This window comes from Corynebacterium jeddahense, assembly GCF_028609865.1.
In the GTDB taxonomy this organism is placed as follows: Bacteria; Actinomycetota; Actinomycetes; order Mycobacteriales; family Mycobacteriaceae; genus Corynebacterium; species Corynebacterium jeddahense.
This window is the reverse complement of record NZ_CP063194.1, coordinates 2,117,068-2,131,704: the sequence shown is the minus strand read 5'-3', so window position 1 is coordinate 2,131,704 and position 14,637 is coordinate 2,117,068. Positions and strand designations below refer to the sequence as shown.

The window sequence follows — 14,637 nt, the reverse complement described above, 5'->3', positions numbered from 1 at the left end:
GTGGCCGCATCAAAAGGGTGCGGTCGATTACCGGCAGGAGTCCGCCGTTGACGGATTACTGAGCGTGAAGGCTGCGGAGCAGCCATCGTGACATCGCAGTTCACCCCGGACGAGTGGTACAAGTCCATCCCGAATGCCGTCATCGCCGAATCCATCCTCAACCGCCTCGTCGCCGGCGCCGAAATTATCACCATCGAAGGAGAAACCTTGCGACTGACCCCCAGCCAATAGATCAACATCCCGCGGGGGCACCGTTACCACAAACCCACGCGGGCGCTACCGGAAAGCCACCACACCGCTACCATTTACGTGGTCTAAACAAACCGGGCGGTCTTATCACGACCGATGTCCCAGCCAGCGCGCTGCATGGCCTTCCACATCTTGCGCACCCTGTAGACGCTGAAGTTGTCCTCGTAGACCTTCGCGAGTTCGGGGATGAGCATCGCATCCGTAAGGCTCCTAGCTGACGGGGGCTCGTGTTTTCGCTGCCCGATAGCCCCGAGAAGTGATAAACTCACACTCTGTCTGCCTCAAGGCGCGACAGATGGCCTCGACCCCGAAGCGATCGCGATACGTATCGATGTATTCGATCATCTTCTGGTGGGACGGTCGAGTTCCGCTGCAAAAAAGCCGACGCGGTCTTTAGAATCTCGTTCGCCCTGCGCAGCTCTTTCGTCTCTCGCCGCAGACGCTTCAGTTCATCGTCCACTAACTCGCCGGAGCTGACCTCGACGCCGTGTGACGGCCCTGAAGGCTTCAACCAATTATTAAGCGGCTCTTCGTGTTTTAGAGTGCGTTGATCTTGGGTTGGAGGCCGCCGGAGTGAATCAGGCAACGCAAGATGTAGTGGTTGATGTTGCGGAACCCTAGCGCGATGCCGCGGAGGTGTTCGAGACGGCCGTTGATGGCTTCGACCGGCCCGTTGGAGGCGCCGATATCGAAGAACGCGAGGATGTCGGTGCGGCGTTTGTGCAGGCTTCGCCCGAGTTGGGTCAGCTCTTGAAGCCCGGCCTGACGAAGCCCGCGGAGCCGGTTGATCAGCCTGCGCATCTTCGTTTTCGCACGGCGCTTGTTGGGGTCTTCGTAGCAGTCGATGATCTCCTGGTACACCAGCCATGTCTCTTGCAGCACCGCGTAGTCATCGTCGTAGTTGAACAACACATCCAAGCGGTGCTGCTGCTCGCCATTAAGCAGACCGGTGCGGGTGAGCATGGTGCGACGGTTTTTATATAACGGGTCGTTGGTCCTGCCGCGCCTGCCGTAGGTTTCACGCTGCAGCCTCTGACGGCACGCGGTGACTTTGTCGCCGGCAAGACGCACCACGTGAAACGGGTCCATCACCCGGGTTGCGTGAGGAAGCGCCTCGTCAGCTGCGGTGGCGTAGCCCTGGAACCCATCCATGGTGACCACTTCCACCTCGTCGCGAAATGCTTTCGGCTGTTGGTTGATCCAGCATGTGAGCACGTTCGCGCTTCTTCCCGGAATGACATCGAGCAACCTCGCTGGTTGGCCTGTGTGGTGGCGGGTCATATCCACGATCACGGTGACGAACCCGCCGCCGGCCGCACGTCGATCGTGGGCCCATTTGTGCTCATCAACCCCGATAATGCGCACCCCGGCCAAGTGGTCGGGGTCGGCGACGAGTTCCCTGGCCATGGACAATGCGAGATCGCATGTCAGCTGCCAGCTGATCCCGAGTGCTTTGGCGGTGGCGGCGATACTCATCCGGTCAATCGCTAAACGCTGCAAGATCCAGCGCACCACCCGATGCGTGACCTTCGAGCGATCGTCAGCACATGCCAGGCCAGCCCGGAAGATCTTCTGCGAACAGAGGCGGTTCACACACCGAAAGCGCGGCAGACGCACCCGTAACCGGGTGGGAAACCCGACAACAGGAAGATCCACCAACTCCCGGCAGACGTGGTCACGCAGCACACCTGGCTGTCCACACGATGGGCAGGAGTTGATCGGGTCGAGCGCTTCACAGTCGATGACGGTGAGCGTGTCGTTGTGGGCGGCATTCGTAATCGCCAACCCAAGCTCCGCGGTGCGGCAAATGGTATCGGCGACAATGTTGGAACTAGGCTGCATTACAGGGTCCTTGTTGAGTTCGGATTGGCTTGAACACCTAAATCCTTAACCCAGCAAGGACCCCCACATCTTGTGCCACACCCAAGCACCCCGAAAAACGACCCACGCACTCCCAAACACGAAGAGCCTATTAAGCGTGTGCGCGGAGGCGCCGAGCTTGTCACCGATCTCAACCGCCGCACCCCACTTCGAGCACCCTTCGAGCTCAACAAGTTCCTCAGCCAGACGCACCGCCTTGGCCTTGAACTCATCACTGAACTTCCTTGGCATGATCCCAATCCTTCTCTAGAATCGATCGGAACCAAACCCAGGACGCTTCAACCTCGCCCAAGCCAGATAAGGGACGCGGTTGGTCGCTTAGGCCCGAGGGTGGGTGGCCGATGGCGTGCCCAAGGCAGAGGCGGCCCGTCGGCTCGGGATCAGGCGGACCACCTTGTATAAAATACCTCGCGGGAAGCGCAGGATAAACACCTTCTCCTAACGACCGCTCCTACTCCCGCGCTTCGCTGGGGCCATCCGCAATACTGCGCCACAGAAAACTTATGATGACTGCGGTAATTAGGTAACCGCTGACCGCATAATTGAAAAGGCCGCTACACATCTCATCGCTGAGTATGTCGTAGATCAGAAAAACGGGTGCTAGTAAAACCATCACGACTAAGAAACGGTATGGAGAAAGCACCTTCCGCTTAGCTGAAAGGTGGACTAGGTACCCCATTGCCATGATGCATAAGGAGATGAATAGCGCGACTACAGCACCCAAAACCACATAGATCATGTTTCTCTCTGAATTCTTTTAGGGGGTGGCCACGACATCCGTTGCGCTTGATCTCATTCTGGAGCCTCGGTTCCCTGTGTTGCCTGACTGGGATTCGGCTGACTATCGGTCGTGGTGTCGCTTGGTGTGGGGGACTCTCCTTCTCGGATTGCTGGAAGTGAAGTGGGCATGCTACCACCCTTCAGTGCCGCTTCAATTTCCTCCGAGGATGTTCCTGCCGGGAAAAGCGGGACGAGATCCATACTTTCGCTCAACTGGTAGTTTGTCGTGTCAACCACTTCAGCATCCGCAAGGGCAGATGCGGCGTCCGAATTGCGGACACTAAACGTTCTAACGGAGGGAGTGTTCTTATCTGCGGTGATGTAAGTGGCTGATGCAGTCGAGGTTCGCTTCCGCAGATTGTCTGCCAGTCGGGACCATGAATACCGAGCGACAGTCTGAGTGTTCAATGGACCTAAGAGAGATCCATTTGAAACGGGCCCCCATGCTTGCACATTCAATCTGATGGTAGTGATCCCTGTGACGGTAGTCGGGACAAATCTAAAGTTGATCAACCGGCCGGCACCTTCGGGGTGTCCCTCCAGGGATTTAAGGGTGAAACCATCTGGAGAGATGGCCTCTACTCGTACTGGGTCATCCAGTCCTACTGCCGTCTCAAGATTGCAAGTATCTCCTACGCGGAGAGTGTCGGGGCAGCCCGTGAAAGTGAAGTACTGATTAAAGTGGGTGGTCAACTCTCGATTTAGGGCCTGCGGGGTCCACTGCTCACTGATATTGAAAATATCGTAAAACTGGTTATAGCTACCATATGCGGAGTCGTAGGTTGGTAGGGATGCGGGCTTAAAAGGAACCCATTGAAGGGCATGGCCTTGGAATTCTTGTTGAACTGCGCCGTCGTTCAAACGTCGTTCCTCGGATACGGGAAAACCGAATCTACTCTTTTCCCACCCGTTCTTACCCCAATAGTTTCTAATTCCACCTAGCACTTTATGCGCACCGGTGGACGGGCTCCAATAGATCGAGCCTCCTTGGAAGTGATTGAACTTCCCTTCTCCGCCAGGAGTGTTGATCTCGTCAGTCGTAGGAAAGCCAAGTGGGCCCATTTCTCAGTCGCTCAAACCCCATTGCTTTTTAATCTCGCCTTGGACATTATGCGCGCCGGTGGACGGGCTCCAATAGATCGAGCCTCCTTGGAAGTGATTGAATCGCCCTCCTGGCTGCCGAGTGGGAAGTTCATCTGTGGCGGGATAACCGAGATACTCCCGTTCCCACCCCAGCTCCGCCCATTTGTCCCTGATTGCCCCTCCAACTTGGTGGGCGGTTCCGCCATCGACGTTCGGGTGCCAATAAATAGAGGACCCGCGAGCGAAAACCTGAAAACGGCCATTCCGCGCCGCCACACTTTCGGGGGTCAAGGCATCCCCAAATGTGGGCCAGCCGCCGAGGCGCTGATACGTTTCTTCAATTCGGCCTCCGATCCAATACCTATGAAAGACATCGGCGGTAGCTGTGGCCGTACCTAAACTGCACGCGATAAGAAATGCGGTGGCCGAAGAGAGAATTCGATTACTATACTTCAATTTTGCCTTTACTTAGCGGGGGGAAATCGTCTTTCTCGTGAGAGTAACTTATCGCCTTAGCCTTTGTAGGACTTTCGAACATCCGATATTGGGGCAGATGAATCTCTATCGCGCATGCAGCTCTGCGACTTACAATCCCGCCAACTAACTCGAAGTAAGGACGAAATAAAAGGGCGATCCCAAGAGCAGTAACCGCCAGCAGGTTTCACTGACTGTGTGGGTCTCGGGTTTTGTCTCGCTCTTAGCGATCGCCTTCCCTTATCTCTTTCCTTCCATCTTCCCGGACGGGACGTTGCCGTACTACATGATCACTATCTCCTTGGGGATCGCGGCGGGGATTTTTGCGTACCGTGCGGGTAGTGGATGGCTCATTACCCCAGCTGGTATTGTGGCCCTCTCACCACTACTCGCGATGGGGGCGGTGTGGGGAGCGCTGCGCACGAAAAGTTCAAGTCCCGTGTAGTGGTGTAGCCGTTGGTGCTTTCGGCTCGGTATGAAGTTGGGGGTTTGTTAGGCGGTTAGCTGGTGGTAGTCACCATGGTGGTCTCCTGTGCGGTGCATGAGGTGTTTGGTCTGTTCGAGTGCGGACAGTGACATGTAGCGTTTTTGTTGGATCCAATCGTCGTGCTGCTCGGCAAGCACCGCCCCGACAAGCCGGATGATCGATTCCCTATTCGGGAAGATGCCCACGACATCGGTGTGCCGGCGGATCTCCCGGTTTAACCGCTCGGTGGGGTTATTGGACCAGACTTTCGTCCAGACCGGTTTCGGCGCTGCGGTAAACGCCAGCACCTCATCGAGTGATTCCTCCAGATACGCCGCAACCTGCGGGAACTTCGGCTCCAACAGGTCAACGACTTCGTGGGCTTGAGCCCAGGTGGATTGGGCGTCGGGTTGTTGGAAGATCGTCTGGAACATCGCAGAGACCATCGGCCACTGTGTCTTCGGGACCTTCTCGTAGAGGTTCTTCGCGAAGTGGGTGCGGCACCGCTGCCACGACGCATCGGGCAGCACTTCGGATATCGCGTGCTGGATGCCCTCATGAGCATCACTGGTGATAAGGAATACACCGCGAAGTCCGCGGGCCTTGAGGTCTTGGAAGAAGCCTTTCCACGATGCGTTGGATTCCGCGGTGGCGGCATGCATGCCGAGCATTTCCCGGTAGCCGTCGGCGTTGACCCCGGTGGCAAGTAGCACCGAGCATTTGACCACCCGGCCGCCTTCGCGGACTTTGATCGTGAGCGCGTCGCACGACAGGTAGGCATGCCCGCCGGGGTCGAGTGGGCGGTTTCTGAAGTCGGCGACCATCTCGTCGAGTTCTTCCGACATGCGCGAAACTTGCGATTTCGACAGGTTAGAAATCCCAAGGGTTGCCACCAGATCGTTCATTCTGCGGGTGGAGACCCCCTTGAGGTAGCACGTGGCAATCACAGTCGATAGTGCGCGTTCTGCTCGTGAGCGGCGCTCTAGCAGCCAGTCCGGGAAGAACGCGTGCGTGGCGCAGCTTCGGCACCGCGACATCGATCGTGCCGACACGGGTGTCGAGGTCGCGGTGGCGATACCCGTTGCGGTGGTTGACCCGCTGTTCAGAAGAGACGCCGTATTCGGCGCCGCAGACGGTGTCGGCCTGGGCGGAGAGGATCTGGTTGATAAACCCTTGCAGCATCTGCCGCATCAGGTCAGGGGAGGCCTGAGCGAGCAGATCATCCAAGTACGTTGCAGGGTCGATAGAATGCGGTGCAGCGGTCATCGTCATGTGCCTTTCGGTGAGATGTGGTAGTTGAGTCGAAAGGTTACCGACGGTGGCCGCCCCTGTATTTCCCAGGGCCCACCATCAGCAAGCGTTACACCACACTAAGGGACGCAACCGCGGGGTTTTGGTGGTCTGCAAATGTCGATAACAAGATGCCGATATCAGGATGCCGAGTTGGTTGGATATTGGTCATCAACTCGGCGTCGGGGTATCGGCATTTGGGTCTCGTCGGGTTTGGTCAATTAGTTGGTGTGGACCCAGTTGTCCGCAATGCGGAGTAAAGCCCGAGCGGCAACAAAGGCGGAAAGTGGTGTTCGCTACCGGTGAACATCCCTTTTGAACTGGGGAAATCATGAATTCCCGCGAAAACGAAAGAAAACGCGGGAAGAGACGGGAAACCCCGGCGTTATGGTGGGGGACAACAAAAGTGAGGTTTAGGAAGGGGTCCCCCAACCATGTTCGAGCGGTTTACGGACAGGGCACGCCGCGTCATCGTGTTGGCGCAGGAAGAGGCGCGCGAGCTCAACCACAACTACATGGGTACCGAGCACATTCTGCTTGGCCTCATTAAGGAAGGCGAGGGCGTGGCCGCGAAGGCCCTGGAGTCCATGGGCATCAACCTCGAGGACGTGCGCCGCGAGGTCATCGACATCATCGGCCACGGCACCCAGCCGGTGACCGGGCACATCCCGTTCACCCCGCGCGCGAAGAAGGTGCTCGAGCTGTCCCTGCGCGAGGGCCTGCAGATGGGCCACAAGTACATCGGCACCGAGTTCCTGCTGCTCGGCCTCATCCGCGAGGGCGAGGGCGTGGCCGCGCAGGTGCTGATCAAGCTGGGCGCCGACCTGCCACGCGTGCGCCAGCAAGTGATCCAGCTGCTCTCCGGCTACGAGGGCGGCGAGGGCGAGAACCCGGAGCTGCCGCAGCAGGGCAGCCAGCCCGGTTTCGCCGGCGCGGGCGCCGGGGCCGCGCGCAGCGGTGGTGGCCCGCAGGGCGGTGAGCGCTCCAACTCGCTCGTGCTCGACCAGTTCGGCCGCAACCTCACCGCCGCGGCCCGCGAGGGCAAGCTCGACCCGGTGGTCGGCCGCGACAAGGAAATCGAGCGCGTCATGCAGGTGCTCTCGCGCCGCACGAAGAACAACCCGGTGCTCATCGGCGAACCGGGCGTGGGCAAGACCGCCGTCGTGGAGGGACTCGCCCTCGACATCGCCAACGGCAAGGTGCCGGAGACGCTCAAGGACAAGCAGGTTTACTCCCTCGACCTCGGTTCGCTCGTCGCGGGCTCGCGCTACCGCGGTGACTTCGAGGAGCGCCTGAAGAAGGTGCTCAAGGAGATCAACCAGCGCGGCGACATCATCCTGTTCATCGACGAGATCCACACCCTCGTCGGCGCGGGCGCCGCAGAGGGCGCCATCGACGCCGCCAGCCTGCTCAAGCCGAAGCTGGCGCGCGGCGAGCTGCAGACCATCGGCGCGACCACGCTGGATGAGTACCGCAAGCACATCGAGAAGGACGCCGCCCTCGAGCGCCGCTTCCAGCCCGTCCAGGTGGACGAGCCGAGCGTGGACGACACCGTCCAGATCCTCAAGGGCCTGCGCGACCGCTACGAGGCGCACCACCGCGTCTCCTACACCGACGACGCGCTGCGCGCGGCGGCCACGCTGTCGGATCGCTATATCAACGACCGCTTCCTGCCGGACAAGGCCGTCGACCTCCTCGACGAGGCCGGCGCCCGCATGCGTATCAAGCGCATGACCGCGCCGGAGGAGCTGCGCGAGGTGGACGACCGCATCGCCGAGGTGCGCAAGGAGAAGGAAGCGGCGATCGACGCCCAAGACTTCGAGAAGGCCGCCGGGCTGCGCGACACCGAGCGCAAGCTCGGCGAGGAGCGCTCCGCGAAGGAGAAAAAGTGGCGCTCCGACGACCTCGAGGACATAGCGGAGGTCGGCGAGGACCAGATCGCGGACGTGCTGGCGAACTGGACCGGCATCCCGGTGTTCAAGCTCACCGAGAGCGAATCCTCCCGCCTCCTGCACATGGAGGACGAGCTGCACAAGCGCATCATCGGCCAGGACGAGGCTGTCAAGGCCGTTTCCCGCTCCATCCGCCGCACGCGCGCCGGCCTCAAGGACCCGAACCGCCCATCCGGCTCGTTCATCTTCGCCGGCCCGTCCGGCGTGGGCAAGACCGAGCTGTCGAAGGCGCTCGCGGAGTTCCTCTTCGGCGACCAGGATTCGCTCATCCAGGTGGACATGGGCGAGTTCCACGACCGCTTCACCGCCTCGCGCCTCTTCGGTGCCCCTCCGGGGTACGTCGGTTACGAGGAGGGCGGCCAGCTCACCGAGAAGGTGCGCCGCAAGCCGTTCTCCGTCGTGCTCTTCGACGAGATTGAGAAGGCGCACAAGGAGATCTACAACACGCTGCTCCAGGTGCTCGAGGAGGGCCACGTCACCGACGGCCAGGGCCGCAACGTGGACTTCAAGAACACGGTGCTCATCTTCACCTCGAACCTGGGCACCTCCGACATCTCGAAGCCGGTCGGCCTGGGCTTCTCCGGCGACGGCGCGGTCGACTCCGAGGCGCAGTACGAGCGCATGAAGGGCAAGGTTCACGACGAGCTGAAGAAGCACTTCCGCCCCGAGTTCCTCAACCGCATCGACGAGATCGTGGTGTTCAAGCAGCTCACGCAGGACGAGATCGTCCAGATGGTGGATCTGCTCATCGGCCGCGTGGACAAGAACCTCGAGGCGCAGGACATGGGCATCGAGCTCACCGAGAAGGCGAAGAGCCTCCTCGCGGTCCGCGGTTTCGACCCGGTGCTCGGCGCCCGCCCGCTGCGCCGCACCATCCAGCGCGAGATCGAGGACGTGCTGTCGGAGAAGATCCTCTTCGGCGAGATCGGCGCCGGCGAGATCATCACCGTCGACGTCGAGGGCTGGGACGGCGACGTGGAGGCGGCGCGCAAGGAGCGCGGCAAGGCCGCCCCGGACGCCACGTTCACCTTCACGCCGCGCCCGAAGCCGCTGCCGGCCGAGACGCTCGACGTCGAGCCCGAGGACGAGGTGCGCGACATCGAGCCGCAGCGCACCGAGCCGGAGACGCAGGCCTCCGAGTTCCCGGACGAGCGCGAGACCGACCCGGAGCAGCCCGAGAACCCCGAGCAGGGCAACGAGGGCAACGGGCCGGAGCCGGTCTAGAGCTGCAGCTGCGGAAGGTAGGGCGCGACCAGCGGGTAGGCCCACCACGCCGCGGCCCCGGCGGCGCCGAGCACCGCGAGCACGAGCGCGGTGATCTCGACGGCGTTGAGCCCCTCCACGACCTGGTAGTCAGGGACGTCGGAGGGGCACACCTGTGTCATGGGCTTGCCCGCGAAGCGGTCGTCCATCCACTCGATGGCGTTGCCGGTCTGGAGCACGAGCGGCACCGCGTGCCCGGAGCCGGGGGACTTCGGGGTGAGTTCGACCTTGCCTCTTGCCAGCGGCTGGGTCGGCGAGCCCGGGATGACCACGCGGCGGTACTCCACCGGGGCGCCGACCTTGCAGTAGTCGGCGGCGAGCTGGGTGGCCTGCGGCTCCGGCACGAGGTCGTCGTCGAGGTTGGTGAGCACCATGATCGGCGCGGAGGTGGGCACCTTGCCCAGCTTGTTGCGCTCGAGGTATTTGCCGATCCGCTCGTCCTCCTCCGCAATCTCCGCGAAGGACTTCCCGTCCTTGAACAGGGTGGCAAAGCTGGTGGGGGACTTCAGCGATGCGTCGACGACGCAAGCCGTCTTCAGCCCCTCGAGCCACGTCTTGCCCTCGTCGGTGAGGTGCTCGTCGAGCGCCTCCTTGAACTCGGGGTAGGTCTCCGCGTAGCTCGCGGCGGCGAAGCCCGCGACGGCGGTGAGCATCGGGGCGCTGCCCTGCTGCAGCACGCCGAGCGGGTCGGCCGGGGGAGCGCCGGCGAACGTGCCCACCACGTTGAGTTCCGGGGCGTAGTCGGCGACGAGCTCCGCGGCCGCAGCCGCCGCGCCGCCGCCCTGCGAGTAGCCCCAGAACGCGACATTCTCGTGCGGCTTGGCGGTGGCGCGAGCGGCGTCGATAAGCGCGTGCCCCTGGTCCACACGGTTGAGGTAGGTGTGCAGGCCCTCGGTGCCCAGGCCGATGTAGTCGGTGACCACGACGCGGTAGCCGGCGTCGAGCAGCATCTGCACCATCGGCGCCTCGTAGTTGACGTTGAGCGTGGTGCCCGGGCCGACGGAGGAGAGCATCGAGGACCCGGCCGAGGGCGCGCACTGGTCGCCGAGGCCGCGGGTGCCGGGGGCGAGGACGACGAGGCCCTTCGCGAACGGCCGGTTGTACAGCGCGCCGGTGACGGGGACCTTCTCGCCCTGCTCGTTCACGGAGGTGTAGCGGATGCGCTTGCCCTGGGAGCCGGGGACGCGGCGCTTCGCGTCGAGCTCGCCCGCAGTCGCGCCGGCGCTGCCGCGCAGCGCGTGCGAGGACAGCTCGGGCAGGGAGGAGAGCGATGAGGCGTCGTCGACAACCTCGTGGGTCGCGGAGCCGACCTCGGCGAGCGAGGACAGTGACTCCGCGCTGAGGTCCTCCGCATGCGCGCAGGGGGCTAACAGGACGGAGACAGCCAACAGACACCATCGTTTACGCATACGTGGCAGTGTAGGCTCCGTGCCATGGGTATCGAGTACCGAAAGCGCCAGAAGATCAGCGACGACAGCTGGCTGAACTACTCCAAGTCCGGCGTTTCCGCATCGAAGAAGATCGGCCCGGTGACGTTCAACTCGCGCGGCGGCGTCTACGTCAAGCTCCCGGGCGGGCTGAACTACCGCGGCAGGTGGAAGTAGCCCCGCTCGTCCTGCTCGGCAAGACCGTCGTCGAGCAGTGAGAACAGGGCGCGGGAGCGCTGGGCGGGGTCGGGCCAGAGGGCGTCGATACGCGACTGCTCGACGGGGGACTCCGATTCGCGCAGCAGCCGCATGATCTTGCCGCGGACCTGCCGGTCGGTGCCCGCGAACGTCTGCGTGCGGGGGCGCGCTACTGGGGCGGGCCTGCCGGCGGCGAGCCACGCGCAGCGGGCGGCGATGGGGCACGCCTCGCACGCGGGCGCTTTCGACGTGCACACGAGCGCGCCGAACTCCATGAGCCCCGCGGAGAACGCAGGCCCGCCGCGCCGGGGCAATAGGTCCGCGACCTCGGCGAGCTCCTTCTTCCCCGGCGTGCCCAGCGCGCGGCCGTGCTCCGCGCGCGCCACCACGCGCCGCACGTTCGTATCCACGACCGGCACGTTCTTCCCGTACGCGAAGCACGCCACGGCCCGCGCTGTGTAGTCGCCGATGCCGGGCAGGGCGAGGAGCTCGTCGACATCGTCGGGCACGACGCCGCCATGCTTCTCGACGATCGCCAGCGAACACTCCCGCAGCCGCAGCGCGCGGCGCGGGTAGCCGAGGTTGCCCCAGGCGCGGAGCACGTCGCTCGTCGGTGCCTTGGCGAACGCCTCCGGGGTGGGCCAGCGCTCGATCCACTCCCGCCAGACCGGAGCGACGCGTTCGACCTGGGTCTGGTGGCTCATCACCTCGCTGAGCAGCACGCCCCACGCGGTGGTCCCGGGCGCGCGCCACGGCAGGTCGCGGGCGTTGGCGCGGTACCAGGCGATGATCTTGTCAGGGGGGATGTTCGTCACAATGCGTGCCAGAATAGTGGGCATGACGAATGCAACTGATTTGAAGTCCGCCGGCTCCCCGCGCGAGGTGTGGGAGCGACTGCGCGAAGGCAACGAGCGCTTCGCCGCAGGCAACGCTGAAGCCCCCCACCGCGACGCCGCGACCCGGGAGGCGCTCACGTCCGGCCAGCAGCCCGCCGTGTGCGTCGTGGGCTGCTCCGACTCGCGCGTGCCGGTGGAGCTGCTGTTCGACGCGGGGTTCGGCGACATCTTCGTCGTCCGCACCGCCGGCGGCTGCGTCGACGCCGCCGTCGCCGCCTCCGTCGAGTACGCCGTGGCCGGACTCGGCGTCAGCCTCCTGGTGTTCCTGTCCCACGAGAAGTGCGGCGCCGTCGGCGCGGCCGCGGGCGCGTTCGAGTCCGCCGAGATCCCGACCGGTTTGACCAGGGAGTTCGTGGAGAAGATCGCGCCGTCCGTCATCGAGGCGAAGGCGCGCGGCGAGCAGGTCGAGCAGGCCCACGCCCGCAACGGCGCGGAGCTCCTCGCCTCGCGCGTCCCCGCGGTCGCCGCCGCGCTGGGCGACGGCACCCTCGGCGTGGTCGGCGCCCGCTACCGGCTGTCCGACGGCCGTGTCGAGACCACCTACGAAAACTTCGGTGGCTAAGTTATAGGCATGTCGAACCAGCGCCCGTTGCCTCCGGAGATCTACATGCGCCGCCGCGTGGCGGCACTCGTCATCCTCCTGCTGGTTGTGGCACTGCTGGTGTGGGCGCTCACGGCTGCGGCGCGCGGGGGCCGCGGCGACGGGGGCTCGAGCGAGACCGAGACGGCGGAGTCCACGCCCACGACGACCCTGGTCACCGAGCCGACCGTGACGGTGCCGGGGGAGAGCGAATCCGCGACTGCCCCCTCGACGGCCCCCACGACGGCCACCGCCACGACGCAGGTCACCGTGGGGGCAACCGCGTCGGCGACCTCCGCCGTCGCCGCCCCCGCCCGCACCGGCGCGTGCGAGCTGAAGGACCTGGTGATCACCGCGATCACGGCGCAGCCGAGCTACGCGGCCGGCGTCCAGCCGGTGTTCCAGATGGAGGTGGACAACCCCACCGACACCGAGTGCGTCATCGACCTGAACAAGAACCTCCTGCGCTTCGAGGTCTACGACATGGGCACGAACGAGCGCATCTGGTCCGACACCGACTGCTACGAGCCGGTGGCGACCGGTATCCAGAACTTCCCGCCCGGCGCGAAGCAGCGCTGGGAGGCGCGCTGGTCCGTGACCGCGTCCCAGCCGGGGCAGTGCTCCAACCGCCCCGCGGTGAAGCCGGGCGCGTATTTCCTCCACGCCGTGATCGGTGACAACGCCTCCGAGGCGACACCGTTCAACATCACCTAGACACCAGCGCGATGGCCTCCCCGAGGGTTGCGGCGGGGTGGACCGCCAGGCCGTCGATACGCAGGCGCTCCCCGGCGGGGACGATGGCGCGCTCGTAGCCGAGGCGCGCGGCCTCCTGCACGCGGCGCCCGAGGTTGGGCACGCGCCGCAGCTCGCCGGCGAGGCCGACCTCCCCGATGACCACCGTCTTTGGCGGGAGCGGCTGCTCGTGGAGGCTCGACCACGTGGCGAGCGCGACGGCGAGGTCCGTCGCCGTTTCCGTCACGCGCATCCCGCCGACCGTGGCCACGTATGCGTCCTTGTCGTTCGTGCGCTCGCCGCAGCGCGCCTGCAGCACCGCGAGCACCATGGGCACGCGGTTGAAGTCGAGGCCCGTGACCACGCGGCGCGGGCTTTTGTTCACCGGGTCGACCGTGAGCGACTGCACCTCCGCGAGGATGGGGCGCACCCCGTCCATCGCCACGGTCACCGCGGACCCGTCCGGCGTCTTCCCGCGGTGCGAGAGGAACAGCCCCGACGGGTCGGGCACCTCCCGGATGCCGTCCGCGGTCTGCTCGAAGCAGCCCACCTCGTCCGTCGCGCCGAAGCGGTTTTTGATGCCGCGCAGCATGCGTAGCGACGACTGCCGGTCGCCCTCGAAATTCAGCACGACGTCGACGAGGTGCTCGAGCACGCGCGGGCCCGCGACGTTGCCGTCCTTGGTCACGTGGCCGACGAGCAGGACGGGCATGTTCGTCGTCTTCGCCAGCGTGGTCAGCGCGGCCGTGACCGCCCGGGACTGCGCGACGCCGCCGGCGACGCCCTCGACCCCGGCGGCGTGCATAGTCTGCACCGAGTCGACGATGAGCAGCGAGGGCTTGAGCTGCTCGACGTGGCCGAAGACGACGTCGAGGTTGGACTCGGCGGCGAGGTAGAGCGACTCCTTGAGCGCGCCGGTGCGCTCGGCGCGCGCCCGCACCTGGCCGGCGGACTCCTCCGCGGTGACGTAGAGCGCGGTTCGACCCAGCCCGGCCCAGCGCGAGGCGACCTCGAGGAGCAGGGTGGACTTGCCCACGCCCGGCTCACCCGCCATGAGCACGACGGAGCCGGGCACCACGCCCGAGCCGAGCACGCGGTCGAGCTCACCGATGCCGGAGGCGACGGTGTGCGTGGCCGCCGCGTCGATCTTCGTGATCGGGGTGGCGGGGGAGGTGGGCGTGAGCGCCGCCGCCCGCACCGGGCCGGCGGCGGCCGCGACCGGCGCCTCCTCCTGCAACGTGCCCCACGACCCGCACTCGGGGCAGCGGCCGAGCCACTTGGGGGAGAAGTAGCCACACTCGGAGCAGGTGTGGATCACGCGTGGTTTCTTTGCCATGCCGGACACCGTATAACACGCCGCCGACAC

At 64.4% G+C, this 14,637-nt stretch carries 13 protein-coding genes and 2 pseudogenes; 6 read left to right on the top strand and 9 right to left on the bottom strand.

Features of this window, described 5'->3' with window-relative positions:
• Positions 1–87 precede the first annotated feature (87 nt).
• Positions 88–231, top strand: coding sequence for an ATP-binding protein (locus CJEDD_RS10380; protein WP_232297722.1), 144 nt, complete (start codon positions 88–90; stop codon positions 229–231).
• Between the two features lie 86 nt (positions 232–317).
• Here the strand turns inward: CJEDD_RS10380 and CJEDD_RS12380 are convergent.
• From CJEDD_RS12380 to CJEDD_RS10365, 3 genes and pseudogenes are all read right to left on the bottom strand, one after another.
• Positions 318–709, bottom strand: a pseudogene (locus tag CJEDD_RS12380) (IS3-like element IS3501 family transposase); the annotation flags it as partial.
• Between the two features lie 77 nt (positions 710–786).
• On the bottom strand, positions 787–2,091 hold the full coding sequence (locus CJEDD_RS10370) for an ISL3 family transposase (protein ID WP_273657482.1): 1,305 nt from the start codon (positions 2,089–2,091) through the stop codon (positions 787–789).
• Between the two features lie 45 nt (positions 2,092–2,136).
• Positions 2,137–2,361 carry a hypothetical protein gene (locus CJEDD_RS10365; RefSeq protein WP_273657511.1) on the bottom strand — a complete coding sequence of 75 codons (225 nt, stop codon included), beginning with the start codon at positions 2,359–2,361 and terminating at the stop codon, positions 2,137–2,139.
• 103 nt (positions 2,362–2,464) lie between these two features.
• Here CJEDD_RS10365 and CJEDD_RS12375 point away from each other — a divergent pair, with 103 nt between their 5' ends.
• Entirely contained in the window at positions 2,465–2,572 is a 108-nt protein-coding gene (locus CJEDD_RS12375) for a helix-turn-helix domain-containing protein (protein ID WP_081764545.1), read from the top strand.
• A 350-nt stretch (positions 2,573–2,922) separates the two neighbouring features.
• Here CJEDD_RS12375 and CJEDD_RS12370 read toward each other — a convergent pair whose 3' ends face one another.
• The 3 genes and pseudogenes from CJEDD_RS12370 to CJEDD_RS10360 all read right to left on the bottom strand — a co-directional run bounded on the left by CJEDD_RS12370 (position 2,923) and on the right by CJEDD_RS10360 (position 6,199).
• Positions 2,923–3,972: an LGFP repeat-containing protein gene (locus CJEDD_RS12370; RefSeq protein ID WP_074432535.1), complete on the bottom strand. Its 1,050-nt coding sequence runs from the start codon at positions 3,970–3,972 to the stop codon at positions 2,923–2,925.
• A gap of 3 nt (positions 3,973–3,975) precedes the next feature.
• A complete protein-coding gene (locus CJEDD_RS12365; protein ID WP_420536348.1) occupies positions 3,976–4,269 on the bottom strand; it encodes an LGFP repeat-containing protein in 294 nt (97 codons plus the stop codon).
• A gap of 690 nt (positions 4,270–4,959) precedes the next feature.
• Positions 4,960–6,199: pseudogene (locus CJEDD_RS10360) on the bottom strand (IS256 family transposase).
• A 458-nt stretch (positions 6,200–6,657) separates the two neighbouring features.
• Here CJEDD_RS10360 and CJEDD_RS10355 point away from each other — a divergent pair.
• Entirely contained in the window at positions 6,658–9,399 is a 2,742-nt protein-coding gene (locus CJEDD_RS10355) for an ATP-dependent Clp protease ATP-binding subunit (protein ID WP_042407770.1), read from the top strand.
• Here CJEDD_RS10355 and CJEDD_RS10350 read toward each other — a convergent pair.
• Positions 9,396–10,847 (bottom strand): alpha/beta fold hydrolase, encoded by a 1,452-nt coding sequence (locus tag CJEDD_RS10350; protein WP_081764547.1) that lies wholly within the window; start codon positions 10,845–10,847, stop codon positions 9,396–9,398. The two genes, CJEDD_RS10355 and CJEDD_RS10350, sit on opposite strands and share 4 nt — an antisense overlap.
• A gap of 24 nt (positions 10,848–10,871) precedes the next feature.
• Here CJEDD_RS10350 and CJEDD_RS10345 point away from each other — a divergent pair, with 24 nt between their 5' ends.
• Positions 10,872–11,042: a DUF4236 domain-containing protein gene (locus tag CJEDD_RS10345; RefSeq protein ID WP_074432537.1), complete on the top strand. Its 171-nt coding sequence runs from the start codon at positions 10,872–10,874 to the stop codon at positions 11,040–11,042.
• Here the strand turns inward: CJEDD_RS10345 and CJEDD_RS10340 are convergent.
• Positions 11,021–11,902 (bottom strand): HhH-GPD family protein, encoded by an 882-nt coding sequence (locus CJEDD_RS10340; protein WP_042407773.1) that lies wholly within the window; start codon positions 11,900–11,902, stop codon positions 11,021–11,023. The genes CJEDD_RS10345 and CJEDD_RS10340 overlap by 22 nt on opposite strands.
• On the opposite strand from CJEDD_RS10340, the gene CJEDD_RS10335 reads away from it, so the two are divergent.
• Both CJEDD_RS10335 and CJEDD_RS10330 read left to right on the top strand, forming a co-directional pair.
• Positions 11,901–12,521: a carbonic anhydrase gene (locus CJEDD_RS10335; RefSeq protein ID WP_042407776.1), complete on the top strand. Its 621-nt coding sequence runs from the start codon at positions 11,901–11,903 to the stop codon at positions 12,519–12,521. The genes CJEDD_RS10340 and CJEDD_RS10335 overlap by 2 nt on opposite strands.
• 9 nt (positions 12,522–12,530) lie before the next feature.
• On the top strand, positions 12,531–13,253 hold the full coding sequence (locus CJEDD_RS10330) for a hypothetical protein (protein WP_042407779.1): 723 nt from the start codon (positions 12,531–12,533) through the stop codon (positions 13,251–13,253).
• Here the strand turns inward: CJEDD_RS10330 and radA are convergent.
• On the bottom strand, positions 13,246–14,607 hold the full coding sequence (gene radA, locus CJEDD_RS10325; RefSeq protein ID WP_042407782.1) for a DNA repair protein RadA: 1,362 nt from the start codon (positions 14,605–14,607) through the stop codon (positions 13,246–13,248). The genes CJEDD_RS10330 and radA overlap by 8 nt on opposite strands.
• Between the last annotated feature and the right edge of the window lie 30 nt (positions 14,608–14,637).

Coding starts and splice junctions, on each gene's coding strand:
- CJEDD_RS10350 (WP_081764547.1), bottom strand. CDS start 10,847: ATGCGTAAACGATGGTGTCTGTTGGCTGTCTCCGTCCTGTTAGCCCCC.
- CJEDD_RS10335 (WP_042407776.1), top strand. CDS start 11,901: ATGACGAATGCAACTGATTTGAAGTCCGCCGGCTCCCCGCGCGAGGTG.
- CJEDD_RS10340 (WP_042407773.1), bottom strand. CDS start 11,902: ATGCCCACTATTCTGGCACGCATTGTGACGAACATCCCCCCTGACAAG.
- CJEDD_RS10330 (WP_042407779.1), top strand. CDS start 12,531: ATGTCGAACCAGCGCCCGTTGCCTCCGGAGATCTACATGCGCCGCCGC.
- CJEDD_RS10365 (WP_273657511.1), bottom strand. CDS start 2,361: ATGCCAAGGAAGTTCAGTGATGAGTTCAAGGCCAAGGCGGTGCGTCTG.
- CJEDD_RS12370 (WP_074432535.1), bottom strand. CDS start 3,972: ATGGGCCCACTTGGCTTTCCTACGACTGACGAGATCAACACTCCTGGC.
- CJEDD_RS10345 (WP_074432537.1), top strand. CDS start 10,872: ATGGGTATCGAGTACCGAAAGCGCCAGAAGATCAGCGACGACAGCTGG.
- radA (WP_042407782.1), bottom strand. CDS start 14,607: ATGGCAAAGAAACCACGCGTGATCCACACCTGCTCCGAGTGTGGCTAC.
- CJEDD_RS10355 (WP_042407770.1), top strand. CDS start 6,658: ATGTTCGAGCGGTTTACGGACAGGGCACGCCGCGTCATCGTGTTGGCG.
- CJEDD_RS10370 (WP_273657482.1), bottom strand. CDS start 2,091: ATGCAGCCTAGTTCCAACATTGTCGCCGATACCATTTGCCGCACCGCG.